This window comes from Rhizobium ruizarguesonis (genome assembly GCF_017357285.1).
Taxonomy (GTDB): Bacteria; Pseudomonadota; Alphaproteobacteria; order Rhizobiales; family Rhizobiaceae; genus Rhizobium; species Rhizobium ruizarguesonis.
Genome location: NZ_CP071681.1, coordinates 414,848 through 430,537 on the forward strand (window position 1 = coordinate 414,848; position 15,690 = coordinate 430,537).

The 15,690-nt window shown below is 61.0% G+C and carries 17 protein-coding genes; 7 read left to right on the forward strand and 10 right to left on the reverse strand.

From position 1 onward, the window contains the following. Nucleotides 1-987, reverse strand: a complete 987-nt coding sequence (locus J3P73_RS32960) for a BMP family protein (RefSeq protein ID WP_024320165.1) — start codon at nt 985-987, stop codon at nt 1-3. Between the two features lie 207 nt (nt 988-1,194). Here J3P73_RS32960 and J3P73_RS32965 point away from each other — a divergent pair, with 207 nt between their 5' ends. From J3P73_RS32965 to J3P73_RS32975, 3 genes are read left to right on the forward strand one after another with little or no spacing between them, the layout of a single operon-like run. Next, on the forward strand, nt 1,195-1,824 hold the full coding sequence (locus J3P73_RS32965; protein WP_165417484.1) for a CDP-alcohol phosphatidyltransferase family protein: 630 nt from the start codon (nt 1,195-1,197) through the stop codon (nt 1,822-1,824). After that, complete coding sequence (locus tag J3P73_RS32970) at nt 1,821-2,441, forward strand: lysophospholipid acyltransferase family protein (protein ID WP_130718475.1); 621 nt, start codon at nt 1,821-1,823, stop codon at nt 2,439-2,441. The genes J3P73_RS32965 and J3P73_RS32970 overlap by 4 nt, the downstream gene beginning before the upstream one ends. Then, entirely contained in the window at nt 2,438-3,367 is a 930-nt protein-coding gene (locus tag J3P73_RS32975; protein WP_018069389.1) for a phosphatidate cytidylyltransferase, read from the forward strand. The genes J3P73_RS32970 and J3P73_RS32975 overlap by 4 nt, the downstream gene beginning before the upstream one ends. A gap of 43 nt (nt 3,368-3,410) precedes the next feature. Here the strand turns inward: J3P73_RS32975 and J3P73_RS32980 are convergent, their stop codons facing one another. From J3P73_RS32980 to J3P73_RS32990, 3 genes are all read right to left on the reverse strand, one after another. Further along, entirely contained in the window at nt 3,411-3,734 is a 324-nt protein-coding gene (locus J3P73_RS32980) for a chaperone modulator CbpM (RefSeq protein ID WP_026236977.1), read from the reverse strand. A 2-nt stretch (nt 3,735-3,736) separates the two neighbouring features. Continuing rightward, nucleotides 3,737-4,651 (reverse strand): DnaJ C-terminal domain-containing protein, encoded by a 915-nt coding sequence (locus J3P73_RS32985; protein WP_018069391.1) that lies wholly within the window; start codon nt 4,649-4,651, stop codon nt 3,737-3,739. Nucleotides 4,652-4,768: 117 nt separating this feature from the next. Then, nucleotides 4,769-5,236 carry a universal stress protein gene (locus J3P73_RS32990; RefSeq protein ID WP_018069392.1) on the reverse strand — a complete coding sequence of 156 codons (468 nt, stop codon included), beginning with the start codon at nt 5,234-5,236 and terminating at the stop codon, nt 4,769-4,771. 221 nt (nt 5,237-5,457) lie between these two features. Here J3P73_RS32990 and J3P73_RS32995 point away from each other — a divergent pair, with 221 nt between their 5' ends. Then, nucleotides 5,458-6,306, forward strand: coding sequence for an NAD(P)-dependent oxidoreductase (locus tag J3P73_RS32995; RefSeq protein ID WP_050566539.1), 849 nt, complete (start codon nt 5,458-5,460; stop codon nt 6,304-6,306). Nucleotides 6,307-6,312: 6 nt separating this feature from the next. Here J3P73_RS32995 and J3P73_RS33000 read toward each other — a convergent pair whose 3' ends face one another. After that, nucleotides 6,313-6,561, reverse strand: a complete 249-nt coding sequence (locus J3P73_RS33000) for a type II toxin-antitoxin system ParD family antitoxin (RefSeq protein ID WP_018069394.1) — start codon at nt 6,559-6,561, stop codon at nt 6,313-6,315. Nucleotides 6,562-6,772: 211 nt separating this feature from the next. On the opposite strand from J3P73_RS33000, the gene yghU reads away from it, so the two are divergent. Then, complete coding sequence (gene yghU, locus J3P73_RS33005; RefSeq protein WP_018069395.1) at nt 6,773-7,648, forward strand: glutathione-dependent disulfide-bond oxidoreductase; 876 nt, start codon at nt 6,773-6,775, stop codon at nt 7,646-7,648. An 84-nt stretch (nt 7,649-7,732) separates the two neighbouring features. Here the strand turns inward: yghU and J3P73_RS33010 are convergent, their stop codons facing one another. Genes J3P73_RS33010 through J3P73_RS33030 form a run of 5 tightly spaced genes read right to left on the reverse strand, consistent with a single transcriptional unit; the run spans nt 7,733 to nt 13,701 of the window. Next, nucleotides 7,733-9,247 (reverse strand): ABC transporter substrate-binding protein, encoded by a 1,515-nt coding sequence (locus tag J3P73_RS33010; protein WP_018069396.1) that lies wholly within the window; start codon nt 9,245-9,247, stop codon nt 7,733-7,735. Nucleotides 9,248-9,266: 19 nt separating this feature from the next. Beyond that, complete coding sequence (locus J3P73_RS33015) at nt 9,267-10,976, reverse strand: dipeptide ABC transporter ATP-binding protein (RefSeq protein WP_018069397.1); 1,710 nt, start codon at nt 10,974-10,976, stop codon at nt 9,267-9,269. Beyond that, a complete protein-coding gene (locus J3P73_RS33020; RefSeq protein ID WP_130657710.1) occupies nt 10,973-11,824 on the reverse strand; it encodes an ABC transporter permease in 852 nt (283 codons plus the stop codon). The genes J3P73_RS33015 and J3P73_RS33020 overlap by 4 nt, the downstream gene beginning before the upstream one ends. After that, nucleotides 11,821-12,759, reverse strand: coding sequence for an ABC transporter permease (locus tag J3P73_RS33025; RefSeq protein WP_018069399.1), 939 nt, complete (start codon nt 12,757-12,759; stop codon nt 11,821-11,823). Before J3P73_RS33025 ends, J3P73_RS33020 begins: the two co-directional genes overlap by 4 nt. A 51-nt stretch (nt 12,760-12,810) precedes the next feature. Then, nucleotides 12,811-13,701 carry a proline iminopeptidase-family hydrolase gene (locus J3P73_RS33030; RefSeq protein ID WP_018069400.1) on the reverse strand — a complete coding sequence of 297 codons (891 nt, stop codon included), beginning with the start codon at nt 13,699-13,701 and terminating at the stop codon, nt 12,811-12,813. 128 nt (nt 13,702-13,829) lie between these two features. On the opposite strand from J3P73_RS33030, the gene J3P73_RS33035 reads away from it, so the two are divergent. Continuing rightward, the gene (locus J3P73_RS33035) at nt 13,830-14,642 is read left to right on the forward strand and encodes a helix-turn-helix transcriptional regulator (protein ID WP_018069401.1); all 813 of its coding nucleotides are present in this window, start codon (nt 13,830-13,832) and stop codon (nt 14,640-14,642) included. 64 nt (nt 14,643-14,706) lie between these two features. After that, on the forward strand, nt 14,707-15,609 hold the full coding sequence (locus J3P73_RS33040; protein WP_130776486.1) for a proline iminopeptidase-family hydrolase: 903 nt from the start codon (nt 14,707-14,709) through the stop codon (nt 15,607-15,609). Nucleotides 15,610-15,690 lie beyond the last annotated feature (81 nt).

Here is a 15,690-nt window from a genome sequence, read left to right on the forward strand (position 1 = left end):
TTACTTCGGTTCGTCCATCATCTTCGGAACTTCGAAGGTGCCGGCCTTGATCTCTGCCCGCTTGGCTTCCATCGCAGCCTCCGCATCGGCAGGTGCCACGCCCTTGACGAAGACGATGTCGCTGCCGCCTTCCTTCATCAGGCCGTAGGACGTGTAGTTCCTGCCGACCGGTTTTCCGGCGGCAACATCGGCGATCGCAGCGTCCAGGATTGGGCGGAAATACCACATGGCGTTGGCAAACACCGTATCCGGATAACGTGGCGTATAGTCGATCAGCGAGCCGACCGACTTGATGCCGCGTTCCTTGGCGGCATCGGCAGTACCGATGCGCTCGCCGAACAGGATGTCGGCGCCGGCGTCGATCTGGGCAAGACCGGCTTCGCGGGCCTTCGGCGGATCGAAGAAGGTGCCGATGAAGGAGACGAGGTGCTTTGCGTCCGGGTTGACCGCCTTGACGCCGGCCGCGAATGCATTGATCAGCATGTTGACCTCGGGGATCGGAATGGCGCCGACCGAACCGACGACATTCGACTTGGTCATCTTGCCCGCCAGCATGCCGGCAAGATAGGCGCCGTCATGGTTCCAGGTGCCAAAGACGCCAAAATTGTCGCCGGCCTGCTCGCCGCTCGAACCCAGCACGAAAGCGGTATCGGGATAATCGGCCGCGACCTGCCGGGCCTCTTTTTCCACCGCATAGGCCTCGCCGATAATCAGCTTGTTGCCCTGTTCGGCATATTCGCGCATGGCGCGCGGATAATCGGTGCCAGAGACGCCTTCGGAGAAGACATATTCGATGACGCCTTCCTTGGCCGCGTCCTGCAGTGCCTTGTGCAGACAGGAGTTCCAGGCATTTTCCACTGGCGACGCATGGATGCCGGCAACCTTCAGTGGCGCAGCCGCCCTTGCCAGCGGGGCGAAGCCGCTGACGCCGAGCGCAATGCCCGACGCGATCACTGCCCGGCGTGAAATCAGCATGTCTTTGGTCATTGTTTTGCTCCCCTTTTTTTACCATTTGGTTCAAAAATCATAGTAGCGCCCAAAAATGTGTCAAGCAGTAAACGGGCTTAAAAATCAGGCTGTTCGACCCATGTTCGCCGAAGCGCGGAGGCGATGGGCTGGATTTACAGGGTGTCATATCTTGGCGTGACGACATCGGCAGGATATGCAAGGATCATTGGGGTTGGGGGACATGAAATGGGGGAAGAAGAGGGCGCCTCGCGGCGACCGATCGCGAGCCGGTCGTCGTCCTGGGCCATCGGCCTCAGCGCGTGGCTGGCGCGGGGCGGCGCGACACCGAACGGCATCTCGCTGCTGTCGGTCGTATTCGCGGGTATAGGCGCAGCGCTCATCGTTTTCACAACACATCCTCTAGCCATGGTCTGCGCGGCGATCTCGGTACAACTGCGGCTCGTCTGCAATCTGCTGGACGGAATGGTCGCGATCGAAGGCGGCAAGAAAACCAAGAGCGGGCCGCTCTATAATGAATTCCCCGACCGGGTCGCCGACAGCCTGTTTCTGATCGCGGCTGGTTATGCCTGCGGCTTTGGCTGGCTTGGCTGGTTGTCTGCGCTGCTCGCAGCCCTTACCGCCTATATCAGGGTGTTCGGAGGATCGGTGGGTCTTCCTCAGGATTTCAGCGGCATCATGGCCAAGCAACGCCGCATGGCGGTGCTGACGGCGGGCGTCGTCGCCCAGAGCATCGAGACGCTGATATCCCCCAGCCATTGGTCGCTGATCCTTGCATCCGCGATCATCGCGGCCGGCAGCCTCGTCACCTGCATCACCCGGACGTTGAGGCTGAAACTTTCCCTGGAGAGACTATGATCGCGATTATCCGTCGGTTTCTCGTGCTGCTCGTCCGTATCCTGGTCGGCGCTCGAAGCGAGTGGCGGGGCTGCGCGCCCGATCCCAGTCGGCGCATCTATTTCGCCAATCACAACAGCCATATCGATACCGTCGCCGTCATGGCCGCCTTGCCCTGGCCGGTGCGCCGGATGACCCATCCGGTTGCGGCGCGGGACTATTGGGGAACGAGCGCCTTTCGCCGTTTCATCGCAGAGAAAGGCCTGCGCGCCGTCTTGATAGACCGCAAGCCTCCGCCGGACACCGACCCGCTGGCTCCGATAGAGCGCCTGCTTGAGGAGGGGCGCTCAGTCCTGATTTTCCCGGAAGGAACGAGAAGCACCACCGATGAGATCGCCCCGTTCCGCAGCGGCATCTTTCGCCTTGCCTGCCGTTTCCCCGATGTCGATCTGGTGCCGATCCATCTCGACAACCTCCAGCGCATCCTGCCCAAGGGAAGCATGCTGATCGTGCCGATCACCTGCACGGCGCGCTTCGGCAAACCCTTGCGCGTCGAACAGGGCGAGGAAAAGGCTGCATTCCTGGCGCGCGCCCGTGCCGCTGTCATCGAGCTCGCGGATGGGGGGCACACCGCATGACCAGTATGTTCTCTCTCGTGCTAGCCGCTATCCTCGGCCTGCTTGCCGTCGCCTCCGCCATCGGTTTCACCCTGCAGCGACGCGCGACAGAACCCGGCTCCGTCGCCACCGTTCAGAACCTCAACGCCCGTATCCGCTCCTGGTGGATCATGGTTGCCGTGTTCGGCGGCGCGATCCTGCTCGGCGAAACGTCGACGGTCGTCCTGTTCGCATTTCTATCCTTCATGGCGCTTCGCGAATTCTGGACGCTGACGCCATCGCGACGCGGCGATCATCTGGCGCTTTTCCTGTCGTTCTTCGTGGTGCTGCCGATCCATTACGTGCTGCTCGGAACCGAGTGGTACGGCCTCTTTTCCATCTTCATCCCGGTCTATGCCTTCCTGATCCTGCCGGCAGTGGCGACCCTGACGGGCGACGTCAACGAATTCCTCGCCCGCAGCGCCAGGGTGCAATGGGGATTGATGCTGACGGTCTATTCGATCAGCCACGCACCCGCACTCCTTATGCTGGAGACTGGTACGCCGCCGGCACTTCTTCTCGTCTATCTGGTCGTGGTCGTGCAGCTCAGCGACGTTTTCCAGTATGTCTGGGGCAAGCTGCTCGGAAAGCACCGTTTCTCGCCGAACATCAGCCCGTCGAAGACGATCGAAGGGCTGGTCGGAGGCGGCGCCTCGGCCATCCTCGTGGGAACACTGCTATATCGCCTGACACCCTTCTCCCCGCTGCAGGCAGCTGCCATCAGCACGGTCATCGTCGTCGCCGGCTTCTTCGGCGGCTTCGTGCTCTCGGCCATCAAGCGCGACCTCAATGCCAAGGACTGGGGCTATGTGATTGAGGGTCACGGCGGCGTGCTCGACCGCTTGGATTCCATCACCTTCGCCGCCCCGTTATTCTTTCACATCATCCGCTATTGGTTCACCACCTGAGAACTGGGGACAGGCGAATATTCGAAGGCATGCGGCCGATCGTTTAAAACCGGTCGATTTCCTCGAGGCTCTCGAACAGCCGGCGCTGAACATCCCGCTCCTGCTTGCTGATGGCGGTCATCAGCTTGCCCATCGTGCCCCTGAGGCCGTGCAACTGGTCGACCAGGTCCATGACGACATCGACGCCGGCTTCGTTGACACCCATGTTTCCCATGAGGTCCAGGATCAGCCGGGCGCGTGCGACATCGGCGTCACGAAATTGCCGTTGGCCTCCTGACGTCTCCGGGATCAGCCAACCCTCTTCGACCCAGAGGTCGAGCTGGACGATGTCGATTTTCAAGTAAAGACGGAATTCGAGATCATCCATGATCAGGCCTCCATGTTCTTTCTCGGATCGTATGGGTTTGCCGTCGCCCATTCCTGGACGAAGGCCGTCAGTCGTTCATCCGGGGCATCGGGCAGCACGATCTTCAGGGAGATGTAGACGTCGCCATGTTCACCGCCGCGTTTTGCAACACCCTTGCCCTTGAGACGCAGGACCTTGCCGGTGTTGGAATGAGGCGGCAGCGTCAGATTGACAGGCCCTGACGGCGTCGGCACACGAACCTTGCCGCCGAGCACGGCCTCGCCGAGCGAGATCGGCAGTTCGAGCCGGATGTCGTCGCCGTCGCGCGTGAAGAAGCGGTGCGGCCGCACACGGATGTCGATGAGGGCATCGCCCGCCGGCCCACCGCCGATACCCGGCTCGCCCTTGCCGCGGAGCCGCAAAGTCTGGCCGTCGCGCGTTCCCGGCGGGATCTGTACATCGAGCGCTGGGCCCTCAGGCAGCTTGATCTCCGTCCTGGTGCCGTTTACGGCGTCGAGAAAGCCAACCTCCATCGAGAAATGGCTGTCCCGGCCATGACTGCGGGCCTGGCCGCCGGCGGTACGTCGCGAAAAGAAGTTTGCGAACAGATCGTCGGCGTCGCCGAAATCGGCAAAGCCTGCGCTGTTGTGATAGGGATCGCTAGGGCCGCTCTTCGAGGCATAGTCGCGGTAATAGTTGCGCTGCGCCCGCTCGGCGCCGGTTATGTCGATCTCGCCGCGATCGAAGCGGCCGCGTTTTTCCTCGTCGCTCAGGATCTCGTTGGCGGCCGAAATTTCCTTGAACCGTTCCTCGGCTTTTTTGTCGCCGGGGTTGAGGTCGGGGTGAAGTTTCTTGGCGAGCTTGCGGAACGCGCTTTGAATATCCTTTTGCGTCGCATCCCGCTTTACGCCCAGAAGCTCATATGGATCCTGGCTCATACATATCTCCGGTCAGGCAGCGAATACTGCCGGTTGATTTGGGAATGATATAGGTTGCCGGGCCGCCATCGGGGAGGGGAGGCCGCCCGGATTGCTCTTCAGGAGGCCTTGTGGAGGTTAGAGCGGTGCCACATCTTCCGCTTGCGATGCTGAGCCTTCATGCGCTGGCGCTGGCCGCCGATCGACAAGAACCGAGCATCCGGCGTGGCGCACGACCTTTTCGACGATCGAGGAGAAGACGTAGTCGGTGATATCGGGCACATGCGATGAAAGCAGAATGAGATCGGCCGACTTCTCCCTTGCCGAAGACACCAGCAGGGAGGCCGCAACACCGATGCGAACCTCGATGACCGCCGGTATTTCCAGCTCCTTGCAGAGCGATGACAGTTTCTTTTCGGCGTCGACGATGGCGTTCGTTTCGAATTCTTCGGGAAGGTCCATCAGGTGACGGTGCGGGATATTCTCGATGACGTGCATGACGATGACGCTTCCGCCTTCATCCACCAGCGCTGCAGCCCGGCGCAGGATGCGGATTGCCGTCTGCCTGGAACCCATGCCGATGCCGCAGATGATCGTTCGATACATTGAAATCCATATCCTTGAATGCGATGGTCGCGCCGATCATACTGATCGTCGAGCGGCTAAACATTGACTGATATCAAACAGAAATGCCGCAATGTCGCAACGGCGGCGCGCACACGAACGCAGTTCTGACTCAAGGACAAGACCTGCCGCGACATCTTCGCGAGTTGACGGCACGCCCAGAGCGGCAATCTAACATGATGTCGACACTCATCGAGGTTCACATGCCGAATATTGCGATTATCGGATCTGGCGCGATGGGAAGCGCTGTCGCCAGACGGCTGATTGCCCATGGCGCCATGGTGCCGACCTATCTCCAAGGCAGGAGCGAGCAGACGATTGCCCGGGCGAAGGCGGCCGGCATGGTTCCAGTTAGCCGCCAGGAACTGACGAGGGCCGATCTGATCCTGTCGATCGTCCCGCCGGCGGAGGCGATCAGGGTCGCCGAATTGGTGGCGGAGATATCGTCGACGCTGCCCGAGCCGCCGCCCTTCATCGACCTCAACGCGATTGCGCCGAAAACGATGCAGGCATTGGCCGCACGCTTCGAAGGCAGCCGCGTCGAGGTACTGGACGGCGCCATCATCGGCGGGCCACCGATTCCCGGCAAATCAGGACCGACCCTCTATATCAGCGGCGACCCCGCCAAGCGAAGCAGGCTGCTCGAAGATTGCGGCCTGCAGATCCGCAGGCTCGACGGACCGCTCGGCGCCGCCTCTGCGCTGAAAATGTGTTATGCCGGCATCAACAAGGGATTTACCGGCCTTGGCGCCGCCGTGCTGCTTGCGGCATCGCGTTCGGGTGCTGCCGAAAGCCTGATGGCCGAACTCTCCGAAAGCCTTCCCGACGTCGATCGCAAGCTGTCGGGATCCATTCCCGACATGTATGCGAAAGCCTATCGATGGGTCGCCGAAATGCAGGAGATTGCCGATTTCCTCGGAGAGGATGATCCGGCGGCGACCATTTTCCGCGGCATGGCGGATGTCTTCTCCAGGATGGCGAGCGACGTCGAGGGCGATCGCGTGCTCGTGGGGCAGCTGGACGAGATCATCGCGCGGCGGGAGAAAATATGACGCCTGTCATTTCGCCTCGAACGCCGCCCGTTTGCGAGCGTTGAACGCATCGAAATCGAAGGGCGTGGCAGCGCCGGATTCTTCGCCTTCAATCAAGGCGTCCTGCAATGCCTTCACTTTGGCTTCGTGTTCTTCGAGGAGGCGAAGGTCCGCCCGGACAACGTCGCTGGCTGAACCATAGCGGCCAGCCTGAACCTGCGTATCAATGAGGCTGGTGAAATGGTCACTGAGCGATATGGACGTATTTCTAGCCATCCTGAATCTCCTTTGAGTCCAATATGCCAATTTTTGGTACTTACAAAACCCTAGTGTTCACAGCGTAAATTGATATATGGCCGGCGCTCTGACGATTGTGTGAAGCGCTTCGACACCTCTGACAAAACCTCGTCGCCTCTGCTATGTCAGGAAAAATGCGGCAGCCCAACTGGCGTCGCGCTCTGTCCGATCAATACCAGGAGTTTGAAAGATGAGCGGTACTTCCGATTATACGCCCCCGAAGGTCTGGACCTGGAACAAGGCGAATGGCGGCCAATTCGCCAGCATCAACCGCCCGATATCAGGGCCGACGCATGACAAGGAGCTTCCGGTCGGCTGCCATCCGCTGCAGCTCTATTCGCTCGGAACGCCGAACGGCCAGAAGGTCACCATCATGCTCGAGGAGCTGCTGGCCCTTGGCCATGAAGGTGCGGAGTATGACGCCTGGCTGATCAGGATCGGCGATGGCGACCAGTTCGGAAGCGGCTTCGTCGCGGTCAATCCCAATTCCAAGATACCGGCGCTGATGGACCGTAGTGGGCCAAAGCCGATCCGCGTCTTCGAATCCGGTGCCATCCTGACCTATCTCGCTGAAAAATTCGGCGCCTTCCTGCCGACCGAACCGAGCGAGCGCGCCGAATGCCTGTCATGGCTGTTCTGGCAGATGGGAAGCGCACCTTATCTCGGCGGCGGCTTCGGCCATTTCTACGCCTATGCGCCGACGAAGATCGAATATGCGATCGACCGCTTCGCCATGGAAGTGAAGCGTCAGCTCGACGTGCTCGATCGTCGCCTTGCCGAAAGCGAATATCTGGCAGGCAGCCAATATACGATCGCCGATATTGCGGTCTGGCCCTGGTATGGCGGCCTGGTGAAGGGCTGGACCTACGGTGCAGCCGAGTTTCTGCAGGTCGAAGAGTATAAGAACGTGCTGCGCTGGGCAGACACCATCTACAGCCGGCCGGCCGTCCAACGCGGCCGGATGGTCAACCGGCTCTCCGGCGACCCCTCGAGCCAGTTGCACGAGCGCCACGACGCCAGCGACTTCGACACCAGGACGCAGGACAAGCTCGCCGCCGCCGAGTAAGCAAGCGGCCCCGGCCATTTGTCGCAGCAATAAATGAAGCTCCGCCGCCTTTACGGCGGCGGAGCATTTGCATACTGCCCGAACTCAGTTCTTGACCGTGTCTTCCAGGAAGAACCGGCCGAGCGGGTTCTGGTAGAAGTTCTCGATGTTCTTGCGCGAGACGTTGATATAGGGGCTGTAATAGAGGTCGATCCAGTTGACGTCGTCCTTGGCCATCTTCTGCAGATCGACATACATCTGTTCGCGCTTCTTCGGGTCCAGCTCGAGACGCGCCTTGGCAACCAATTCCTTCACCGCCTCGTTCTTGTAATTGGTCGAGTAGTTGTTGTTGGAATCGTGGCCGAGGACGAAGGTGGTCTTCTGGTCCGGGTCGAGAATGTCGTTGGTCCAGTAGTTGACCGAGACGTCGTAGTCGCCGGCCACGGTCATGTCCCATTCCTGGCTCGGATCGACCTTCTGCAGATTGGCCGTGATGCCGGCCTTCTGCAGCTGCTGCTGGACCAGAACGGCCGTCTGTTCGTCGACTTCGTCGCCGGCGCGCACCAGATAGTTCAGCGTCAGGTCCGAGGCGCCGGCGGCCGCCAGCAACTCCTTTGCCTTTTCGGGATCATAAGGCCGCTGCAGATTGTCGGCATAATAATAGAGAGCGCCCTTTGGAATATAGGAGTTGGCGACCGTGCCCTGGCCGAAGGTGACGGTATCGACGATCGCCTTCTTGTCGATCGCGAGGTCAAGCGCCTGGCGGACTTCCTTCTTGCCGAGCGCGCCATGCGCATGGTTGATCAGAAGATGATCCTCGCGGGTCGAAGCGTCGATATCGACATTGAGGTTCGGGTCCTTCTTCAACTCCTCGACGCGAGAAAAGGGAACGAAGATCGCCGTATCCAGCTCGCCGGCCTGAACGTTCAGCATGCGGGTATTGTCGTCAGGCACCGAGATCCACTCGACACCGTCGAGTTTCACCCGGTCCGCCTGCCAGAAATTCGGGTTCTTCTTCAGGATGACGCGGTCACCGCGCCGCCATTCCTCGACCACGAAGGCGCCGGATGCGATCGGCTTTTCGCCATAGGCATCGGCGCCCAGCGATTCCATGCCCTTCTTGGAGATGACCGAGGCATTCGGCAGCGCCAGCGTCGACAGGAACGGCGCGGACTGGTTCTTGAGCTTGATCGTCAGCGTGTGTGCGTCGGTCGCCACTGCCGTGTCGATCACCTTATAGGAATCGCTCCAGAGCGAGGCAGCGTCATCGCGGATGCGCAGTAGGCTGTAGGCCGCGTCTTCCGCCGTCAGCGGCGAACCGTCCGAGAATTTTGCGTCGCGGATCTTGAACGTGTAGGTCAGCCCGTCATCAGAGACGGTCCAGCTTTCGGCAAGGCCCGGCTCCAGTTTCGTGCCTGTCTTGTCGACGCGGATCAGCACGTCGTAGACGTTGGAGAACACCCAGTTGTCGATGTTCTGCGCGGTCTTGATCGGATCGAATGTCGTCGAATCCTCGCGGCGGCCGATGGTGAGTACACCGGCGGCCTCGGCATAGCTTGCGCTGAGCGTCAGACCGGCGAGCAAGGCTGCAAGCCCGATTGATTTCCACCTGTTTGTCATGAGTTCGTTCCCTTCGTTGTTATGGCATGCGTTTGATGGGCAGGATCGGCATCGAATGCGGATCGTCCTTGCCGTCGGCGTCTTGAAGCAGCCGCTTGTCAGGATCGATGTCGGGAATGGCGGCGATCAGCGCCGCCGTATAGGGATGCTTCGGCCGCGCGAAGACCTCTTCGGAACGACCTTCCTCAACGATTTCGCCGCGATACATCACGACGACCCGTTCGCATAGATTGCGGACGATCGCGAGATCATGGGCGATGAAGATCAGCGTGAGGTTCATCTTCGCCGTGAGCTCGCGGAAGAGCTCGATGATCTGGGCCTGGATGGTGACGTCGAGGGCGGCCACGCATTCGTCGGCGATGATCAGCTTCGGATCGACGGCGAGGGCTCGGGCGATGCCGGCGCGCTGGCACTGGCCGCCACTCATGCTGCGCGGTTTGCGGCCGGCGAATTCGCGTTCGAGGCCGACGAGATCGAGCAGTTCGCCGATCCGCGCCGGGATATCGGCCCTGGCGACCTTGCCCTGCACCTTCAGCACCTCGGCCAGCATCTGGCCGATCGTCAGCCTCGGATTGAGCGCATTGTATGGGTCCTGGAACACCATCGCCGTCTCGCGCCTGAGCTTTGCCAGGCCAGCGCTTTTCTGCAGCGCCAGATCGACGCCGTCGAAGGTGACGTGACCCGAGGAAAGCGGTGTGAGGCCGAGCACGGCGCGGGCAAGCGTGCTCTTGCCGCTGCCGGATTCGCCGACGATGCCGACCGTCTCGCCCGGCATGATCTGCAGGCTGACGCCGGCAACGGCGCTGACCGTCTTGGCACCGCCCCTGAGCAGGGCGCCGCCGGCTCTGAAACGCACGTGGAGATCGTCGATTTCGAGCAATGGCCTGGCCGGTTTGCTGGCCTCGGCAATCTCGAGCAGCGGCGCTGATATCTCGCCCGGCAGGGAAGGGTGGCTGTTGATCAGGTTGATCGTATAGGGATGCTGCGGCCGCGCCAGAATCGTCCGCTTCGGCCCCTCTTCGAGTAGCTTGCCGCCGCGCAGCACGGCGATGCGGTCGCAGGTCTGGGCGACGATACCGAGATCGTGGGTGATCAGAATGATCGACAGGCCGCGCCGATCGCGAATGTCAATCAACAGCCGCAGGATCTGCGCCTGAATGGTCACGTCAAGCGCCGTGGTCGGCTCGTCGGCGATCAGGATCTTCGGATTGCAGGACAGCGCCACACCGATCATCGCCCGCTGCCGCATGCCGCCGGAAAATTCGTGCGGATAACTGTCGTACTGGCGCTTCGGATCGGGGAAGCCGACCTGCGCCAGGATTTCCGTCGCCGCAGTGCGGGCCTCGCGGGCGCCGAGGCCCTGGTGATAGCGGATGCCCTCGGCGATCTGATCGCCGATTCGCATCACCGGGTCGAGATGGCTGGTCGGGTTCTGGAAGATCATGCCGATCTCGCCGCCGCGCACTTTCAGCATCTCGCTATCATCGATCCGCATGAGGTCACGCCCTTCGAGCAGCACGCTACCGCTTTCGATCTTCAGCAGCGAGGAGGGCAGCAGGCGCACAAGGGAACGGCAGAACAGGCTCTTGCCCGAGCCGCTCTCGCCGACAAGACCGAGGATCTCGCCCTTGCCGAGGTCGAGCGAGACCGCATCGAGCAGCGTGCGCGGGCCGGAATCGACATGCGCCCTGACGGTGAGATCACGGACGGACAGCACGGAGCCGCTCATTCGTGCACCCCCAGCAGTTCGCCGAGCGCGTCACCCAGCATGCTGAAGCCGAAGGCGAGGCAGACGATGGAGAGGCCAGGAAACAGCGTGATCCACCATGCTGTTGTGATGAAGCTCTGTCCTTCCGCGACCATGACACCCCATTCGGCAATCGGCGGCTGGACGCCGAGGCCGAGGTAGCTGACGGCAGCGCCGCTGAGCAGCACCAGCGTCGCATCGGACATCGAAAAGACGATCGAACCGGCGATCGCGTTCGGCAGCAGGTGGCGGAACATGATGCGCGGCCGGCTGAAGCCGAGGCTGACGGCGGCAACGGCATAGTCGCTGCCCTTCAGCACCAGCATCTGCGCCCGGATCAGCCGCGCATAGGAAACCCAGCCGACAAGCGCCATCGCGATATAGAAGCTGCCGAGGCCCGGTCCGAGGATCGCAATGATCGACAGCATCAGCACCAGGAAAGGGAAGGCGAGGATGATATCGACGAGGCGCATGAACAGCGCATCGACGATGCCGCCGAAAAAACCGGCGATGGTGCCGACCGTCGTGCCGATCAGGAAGGGAAAGATGACGCCGATCAGCGCCATCTGCAGGTCGAGGCGCGCGCCCCAGATGACGCGGGAGAGAATATCGCGGCCGAAATTGTCGGTGCCGAAGGGATGCAACAGCGAAGGCGCCTGCAGGCGCACCTCGGCGTTCTGCATGATCGGGTCGTAAGGCGCGACGATGGGCGCGCCGATCGCCAGCAGGACAAAGAACAGCAGCAGGCCGGCACTGAGCACAAGCATCGGCCGCCGGCCGAAGAACTGGCGCCAGCCGGGGGAGGTGGGGGCAATCGCCTCGATGCTCATAGCTTCACCCTCGGATCGACGGCGACAGTGACGATGTCGGCGATGAAGTTGATGAGCACGGTGGCGCAGGCAAAGACCATGGCGACGCCCTGCACCACCATGTAGTCGCGCGAGAAAATTGCCCTGACGAGCAACTGTCCCATGCCGGGCAGCGCAAAGACGCTCTCGACCACCACCGTACCGCCGATCAGCCAGCCGATATTGACGGCAAGCAGATTGATCGTCGGCACCAGCGAATTCGGCAGCACATGCCGCCAGAAGACGATGCCTTCGGGCATGCCGCGGGCGCGCGCCGCGGTCGCGACATCCGATTTCAGTTGCTCGATCATCGCCGCCCGCAGGCTGCGCGTCAGCACGGTCGAGAGCGACAGCGCGACCGTCAGGCTCGGTAGCACCAGATGCGACAGCTTTTCGCCGATCGTTGCACCATAGCCCGAAACCGGCAGCACACCGAGTTCGACACTGAAGAGGATGATCAGCATCAACCCCAGCCAGAAGGGCGGAAAGCCGATGCCGAAGGTCGAGACGATGCGCACCGCGTGGTCCGGTGCCCGGCCGGCATTGCGTGCGGCAATCGCCGCCATCGGCACTGCGATCAGGACCGAAAGCACGACGCTGGAGACGACGAGGGCGAGTGTCGGCTCGATACGGGTGACGATCAGCTTCAGCACGTCGATCTTGTAAAGGATTGACTTGCCCATCTCGCCATTGGCGAGGTTCTTGAGGAAATAGACATATTGCAGCCACATCGGCTGGTCGAGGCCATACTGGGCGCGAATGCTGGCAAGGGCCGCCGGCGTCGCACGCGTCCCGAGGATATTGCGCGCCGGATCGCCGGGGATCAGCCGGACCAGAATGAAAGTAATGACGCTGATGCCGAAGATCACGGGCAGGAACTGCAGCGGTCGCGTCAGAACGAATTTATAGCGATGCATGACGGCGATCGCCCCTTTGTCTTCGTCGGGTTCGGTCCGCTCCCTCTTGCATCAGCCTGCCTTGTGCCGGTCGAGAAAATCGAGAAGCGCCGGATAGTAATCCTGCGGGTTCTCATAGAACGGCATATGGCTGGCGTTGGCAAATACCTTCAGCTCGGCATTCGGCAGCGCAAGCTTCATCCTGAGCGCACAGGCTGGCGTCAGCTCGTCATGCTCGCCCGTCGTGATGAGCACCGGCAGCGTCAGTCGCGGCAGATCGGGGATGCGGTTCCAGTCCTTGAGGTTGCCGATATAGAGAAACTCGTTCGGTCCCTGCATCGTCTCGTAGGGCGCCATGTTCCAATCGTCGAGCGAGCGCCGCACCGGTGCCGGCCATTCCGGCAGACGGCAGACGTGGCGATAGTTGAGGATGGTGACGGCCGCGAGATATTCCGGATGATTGTAGGTGCCCTGCGCCTCGTGCTTCTGCATCATCGACACTGTTTCGGGACCGAGCGCTGCGCGCAGCCGTTCCAGTTCCGAGATCAGATGCGGCATGTCGGCGACGGTATCCTCGAGGATCAGCGTCTTCAAGTTCTCGGGATAGGTCAGCGCATATTCAATCGCCAGCCAGCCGCCCCAGGAATGGCCGAGCATGTGGACCTTGCCGAGCCCCAGCGCTTTACGCACCGTCTCGGTCTCCTCGACATAACGGCCGATCGTCCAGAGCGAGAGATCGTCCGGCCGGTCGGAGGCGCCGGTGCCGAGTTGATCGAAGGCGATGACACGATAGCCCTTGTCGGTGAGGCAGGAATGCGCCTCGCGCAGGTAATCGCAGGGCAGGCCCGGCCCGCCGTTCAGGCAAAAAACCGTCTCTGTGCCGGTCCCGAAACTATAGGCAACGACGCGATAGCCATCGACATCGATCTCGAATCGCTCGTCCGGCCGTATTTCACGCCACATTGATCGCTCCGGCAGAAGATTTCGCTTGCTCAATATTTGGGCATGGCTAAATTTTTACCTTAAATCCCATTCTGTGCCAGCTATAAGAAGTGATAGGGTGGGCGCCATGCCGAACCTGGGAGTAGCCCATGCTTGACGAGCCCATTCTTGACGACATTGGAACGATCAGACGGCAGTTTACAGCACACGAAACGCTGGACGGCCGGATCGACCAGGCCTTCGAGGCGATGAAGCAGATCGGCTTCGAGGCGCTGATCTATGATTATACGCCGGTGCCCTACGATCTCGATGGCGCGATCATGATACCATCGCTGCTGAAGCTGCGGAATATCTCGGACGACATGCACGATTACTGGTTCAATCGCGGCTATTTCCGTATCGATCCGGTGCAGCAGGTGGCGCTACGCACCTCCGCACCTTTCTTCTGGAACTATGACCCGGACGCTGACACGCTGATCAACCGTTTCATGAACGACGACACCGCGCCGGTGACGCGCTATTTGAGTGAACGCGATATGTCGACCGGCGTCACCGTGCCGGTTCATATGCCACGCGGCGACTATGCGACCGTCACCGGCATCCGCTTCGGTCGAAACAAAGATTTCGAACGGCACGCATTACGCTATATCGCCGACTTCAATCTGCTTGCCCATGTTTTCCATGAGACCGCCTATTCGCTTTTCGACACGCGGGCGAAGAGCGTCGGTACGATCCGCCTGACCGAGCGGGAACGTGAGTGCCTGCGCCATTCCGCGGAAGGTTATTCTGCCAAGGAAATTTCCCGCATCATCGACCGTTCCGTGCCGACTGTGGTGATGCACCTGAACGCCGCGGCAAAGAAACTCGGCGCCCGCAACCGCACCCAGGCGGTGGTTCGCGCCACCCATTACCGCCTGCTCGAAGACCGGCCGACCCATAATTGGCCACCCTATAACTTGTGATAGCTGCCTTCACAGTCGCCGCCGCGTTATGCTTTTTCATCACTGCTAAGAGATGGAGATACCAGTGGGCGAAGTCACGACCAATGAAGCCTATCTGCCCTTTCGCGACTATCGCACCTGGTATCGCGTCACCGGTTCGCTGGACAGCGGCAAGCTGCCCCTCGTCGTTGCCCATGGCGGGCCCGGCTGCACGCATGATTATGTCGATTCCTTCAAGGATATCGCCGCCCTCGACGGCCGTCCCGTCATCCATTACGACCAACTCGGCAATGGCAATTCCACCCGACTTCCGGAAAAAGGCCCGGATTTCTGGACGGTCGGCCTGTTTCTCGAAGAACTGGACGCGCTGCTTTCCCATCTCGGCATTCAGCATCGTTACGCCTTCCTCGGCCAGTCCTGGGGCGGCATGCTCGGCGCCGAACATGCGGTGCGCCGGCCGCAAGGCCTGAAGGCACTTGTTATCGCCAACTCGCCGGCCAACATGCACACCTGGGTTTCGGAGGCGAACCGGCTGAGGCAGGAACTGCCGAGAGAGGTGCAGGATACGCTGCTGAAGCATGAACTGGCAGGAAGCCTCACCGATCCGGAATATATCGCCGCCTCACGCGTCTTCTATGACCGCCATGTCTGCCGCGTGGTGCCGTGGCCGCCTGAAGTGGCGCGGACCTTTGCAATCATGGACGAGGACAACACCGTCTACCGCAACATGAACGGCCCGACCGAATTTCACGTCATCGGCACGATGAAGGATTGGACGATCGAGAACAGGCTGGACCGCATCGAAGCCCCGACGCTGCTGATCTCGGGAAAATACGACGAGGCAACACCCCTGGTGGTCAGGCCCTATCTCGAACGGGTTCCCGGCTGCGAATGGGTGCTCTTCGAAAATTCCAGCCATATGCCGCATGTCGAGGAAAAGCAGCTTTGCCTGGCAACCGTTTCCGGTTTCCTGTCACGGCACGATTGAGAAAACCCGCCCACGCCGGCAACACCGTTTCTTGCCGCGAAGGCGACGCTTGGGATAGTCTGTCCCTTCGAGAGCGAAGGA

Coding starts and splice junctions, on each gene's coding strand:
- J3P73_RS33000 (WP_018069394.1), bottom strand. CDS start 6,561: ATGGCTAGAAATACGTCCATATCGCTCAGTGACCATTTCACCAGCCTC.
- J3P73_RS33015 (WP_018069397.1), bottom strand. CDS start 10,976: ATGAGCGGCTCCGTGCTGTCCGTCCGTGATCTCACCGTCAGGGCGCAT.
- J3P73_RS33035 (WP_018069401.1), top strand. CDS start 13,830: ATGCTTGACGAGCCCATTCTTGACGACATTGGAACGATCAGACGGCAG.
- J3P73_RS32985 (WP_018069391.1), bottom strand. CDS start 4,651: ATGAGCCAGGATCCATATGAGCTTCTGGGCGTAAAGCGGGATGCGACG.
- J3P73_RS32970 (WP_130718475.1), top strand. CDS start 1,821: ATGATCGCGATTATCCGTCGGTTTCTCGTGCTGCTCGTCCGTATCCTG.
- J3P73_RS32960 (WP_024320165.1), bottom strand. CDS start 987: ATGACCAAAGACATGCTGATTTCACGCCGGGCAGTGATCGCGTCGGGC.
- J3P73_RS33025 (WP_018069399.1), bottom strand. CDS start 12,759: ATGCATCGCTATAAATTCGTTCTGACGCGACCGCTGCAGTTCCTGCCC.
- J3P73_RS32980 (WP_026236977.1), bottom strand. CDS start 3,734: ATGGATGATCTCGAATTCCGTCTTTACTTGAAAATCGACATCGTCCAG.
- J3P73_RS33030 (WP_018069400.1), bottom strand. CDS start 13,701: ATGTGGCGTGAAATACGGCCGGACGAGCGATTCGAGATCGATGTCGAT.
- J3P73_RS32965 (WP_165417484.1), top strand. CDS start 1,195: ATGGGGGAAGAAGAGGGCGCCTCGCGGCGACCGATCGCGAGCCGGTCG.
- J3P73_RS32995 (WP_050566539.1), top strand. CDS start 5,458: ATGCCGAATATTGCGATTATCGGATCTGGCGCGATGGGAAGCGCTGTC.
- J3P73_RS32990 (WP_018069392.1), bottom strand. CDS start 5,236: ATGTATCGAACGATCATCTGCGGCATCGGCATGGGTTCCAGGCAGACG.
- J3P73_RS33010 (WP_018069396.1), bottom strand. CDS start 9,247: ATGACAAACAGGTGGAAATCAATCGGGCTTGCAGCCTTGCTCGCCGGT.
- J3P73_RS32975 (WP_018069389.1), top strand. CDS start 2,438: ATGACCAGTATGTTCTCTCTCGTGCTAGCCGCTATCCTCGGCCTGCTT.
- J3P73_RS33020 (WP_130657710.1), bottom strand. CDS start 11,824: ATGAGCATCGAGGCGATTGCCCCCACCTCCCCCGGCTGGCGCCAGTTC.
- yghU (WP_018069395.1), top strand. CDS start 6,773: ATGAGCGGTACTTCCGATTATACGCCCCCGAAGGTCTGGACCTGGAAC.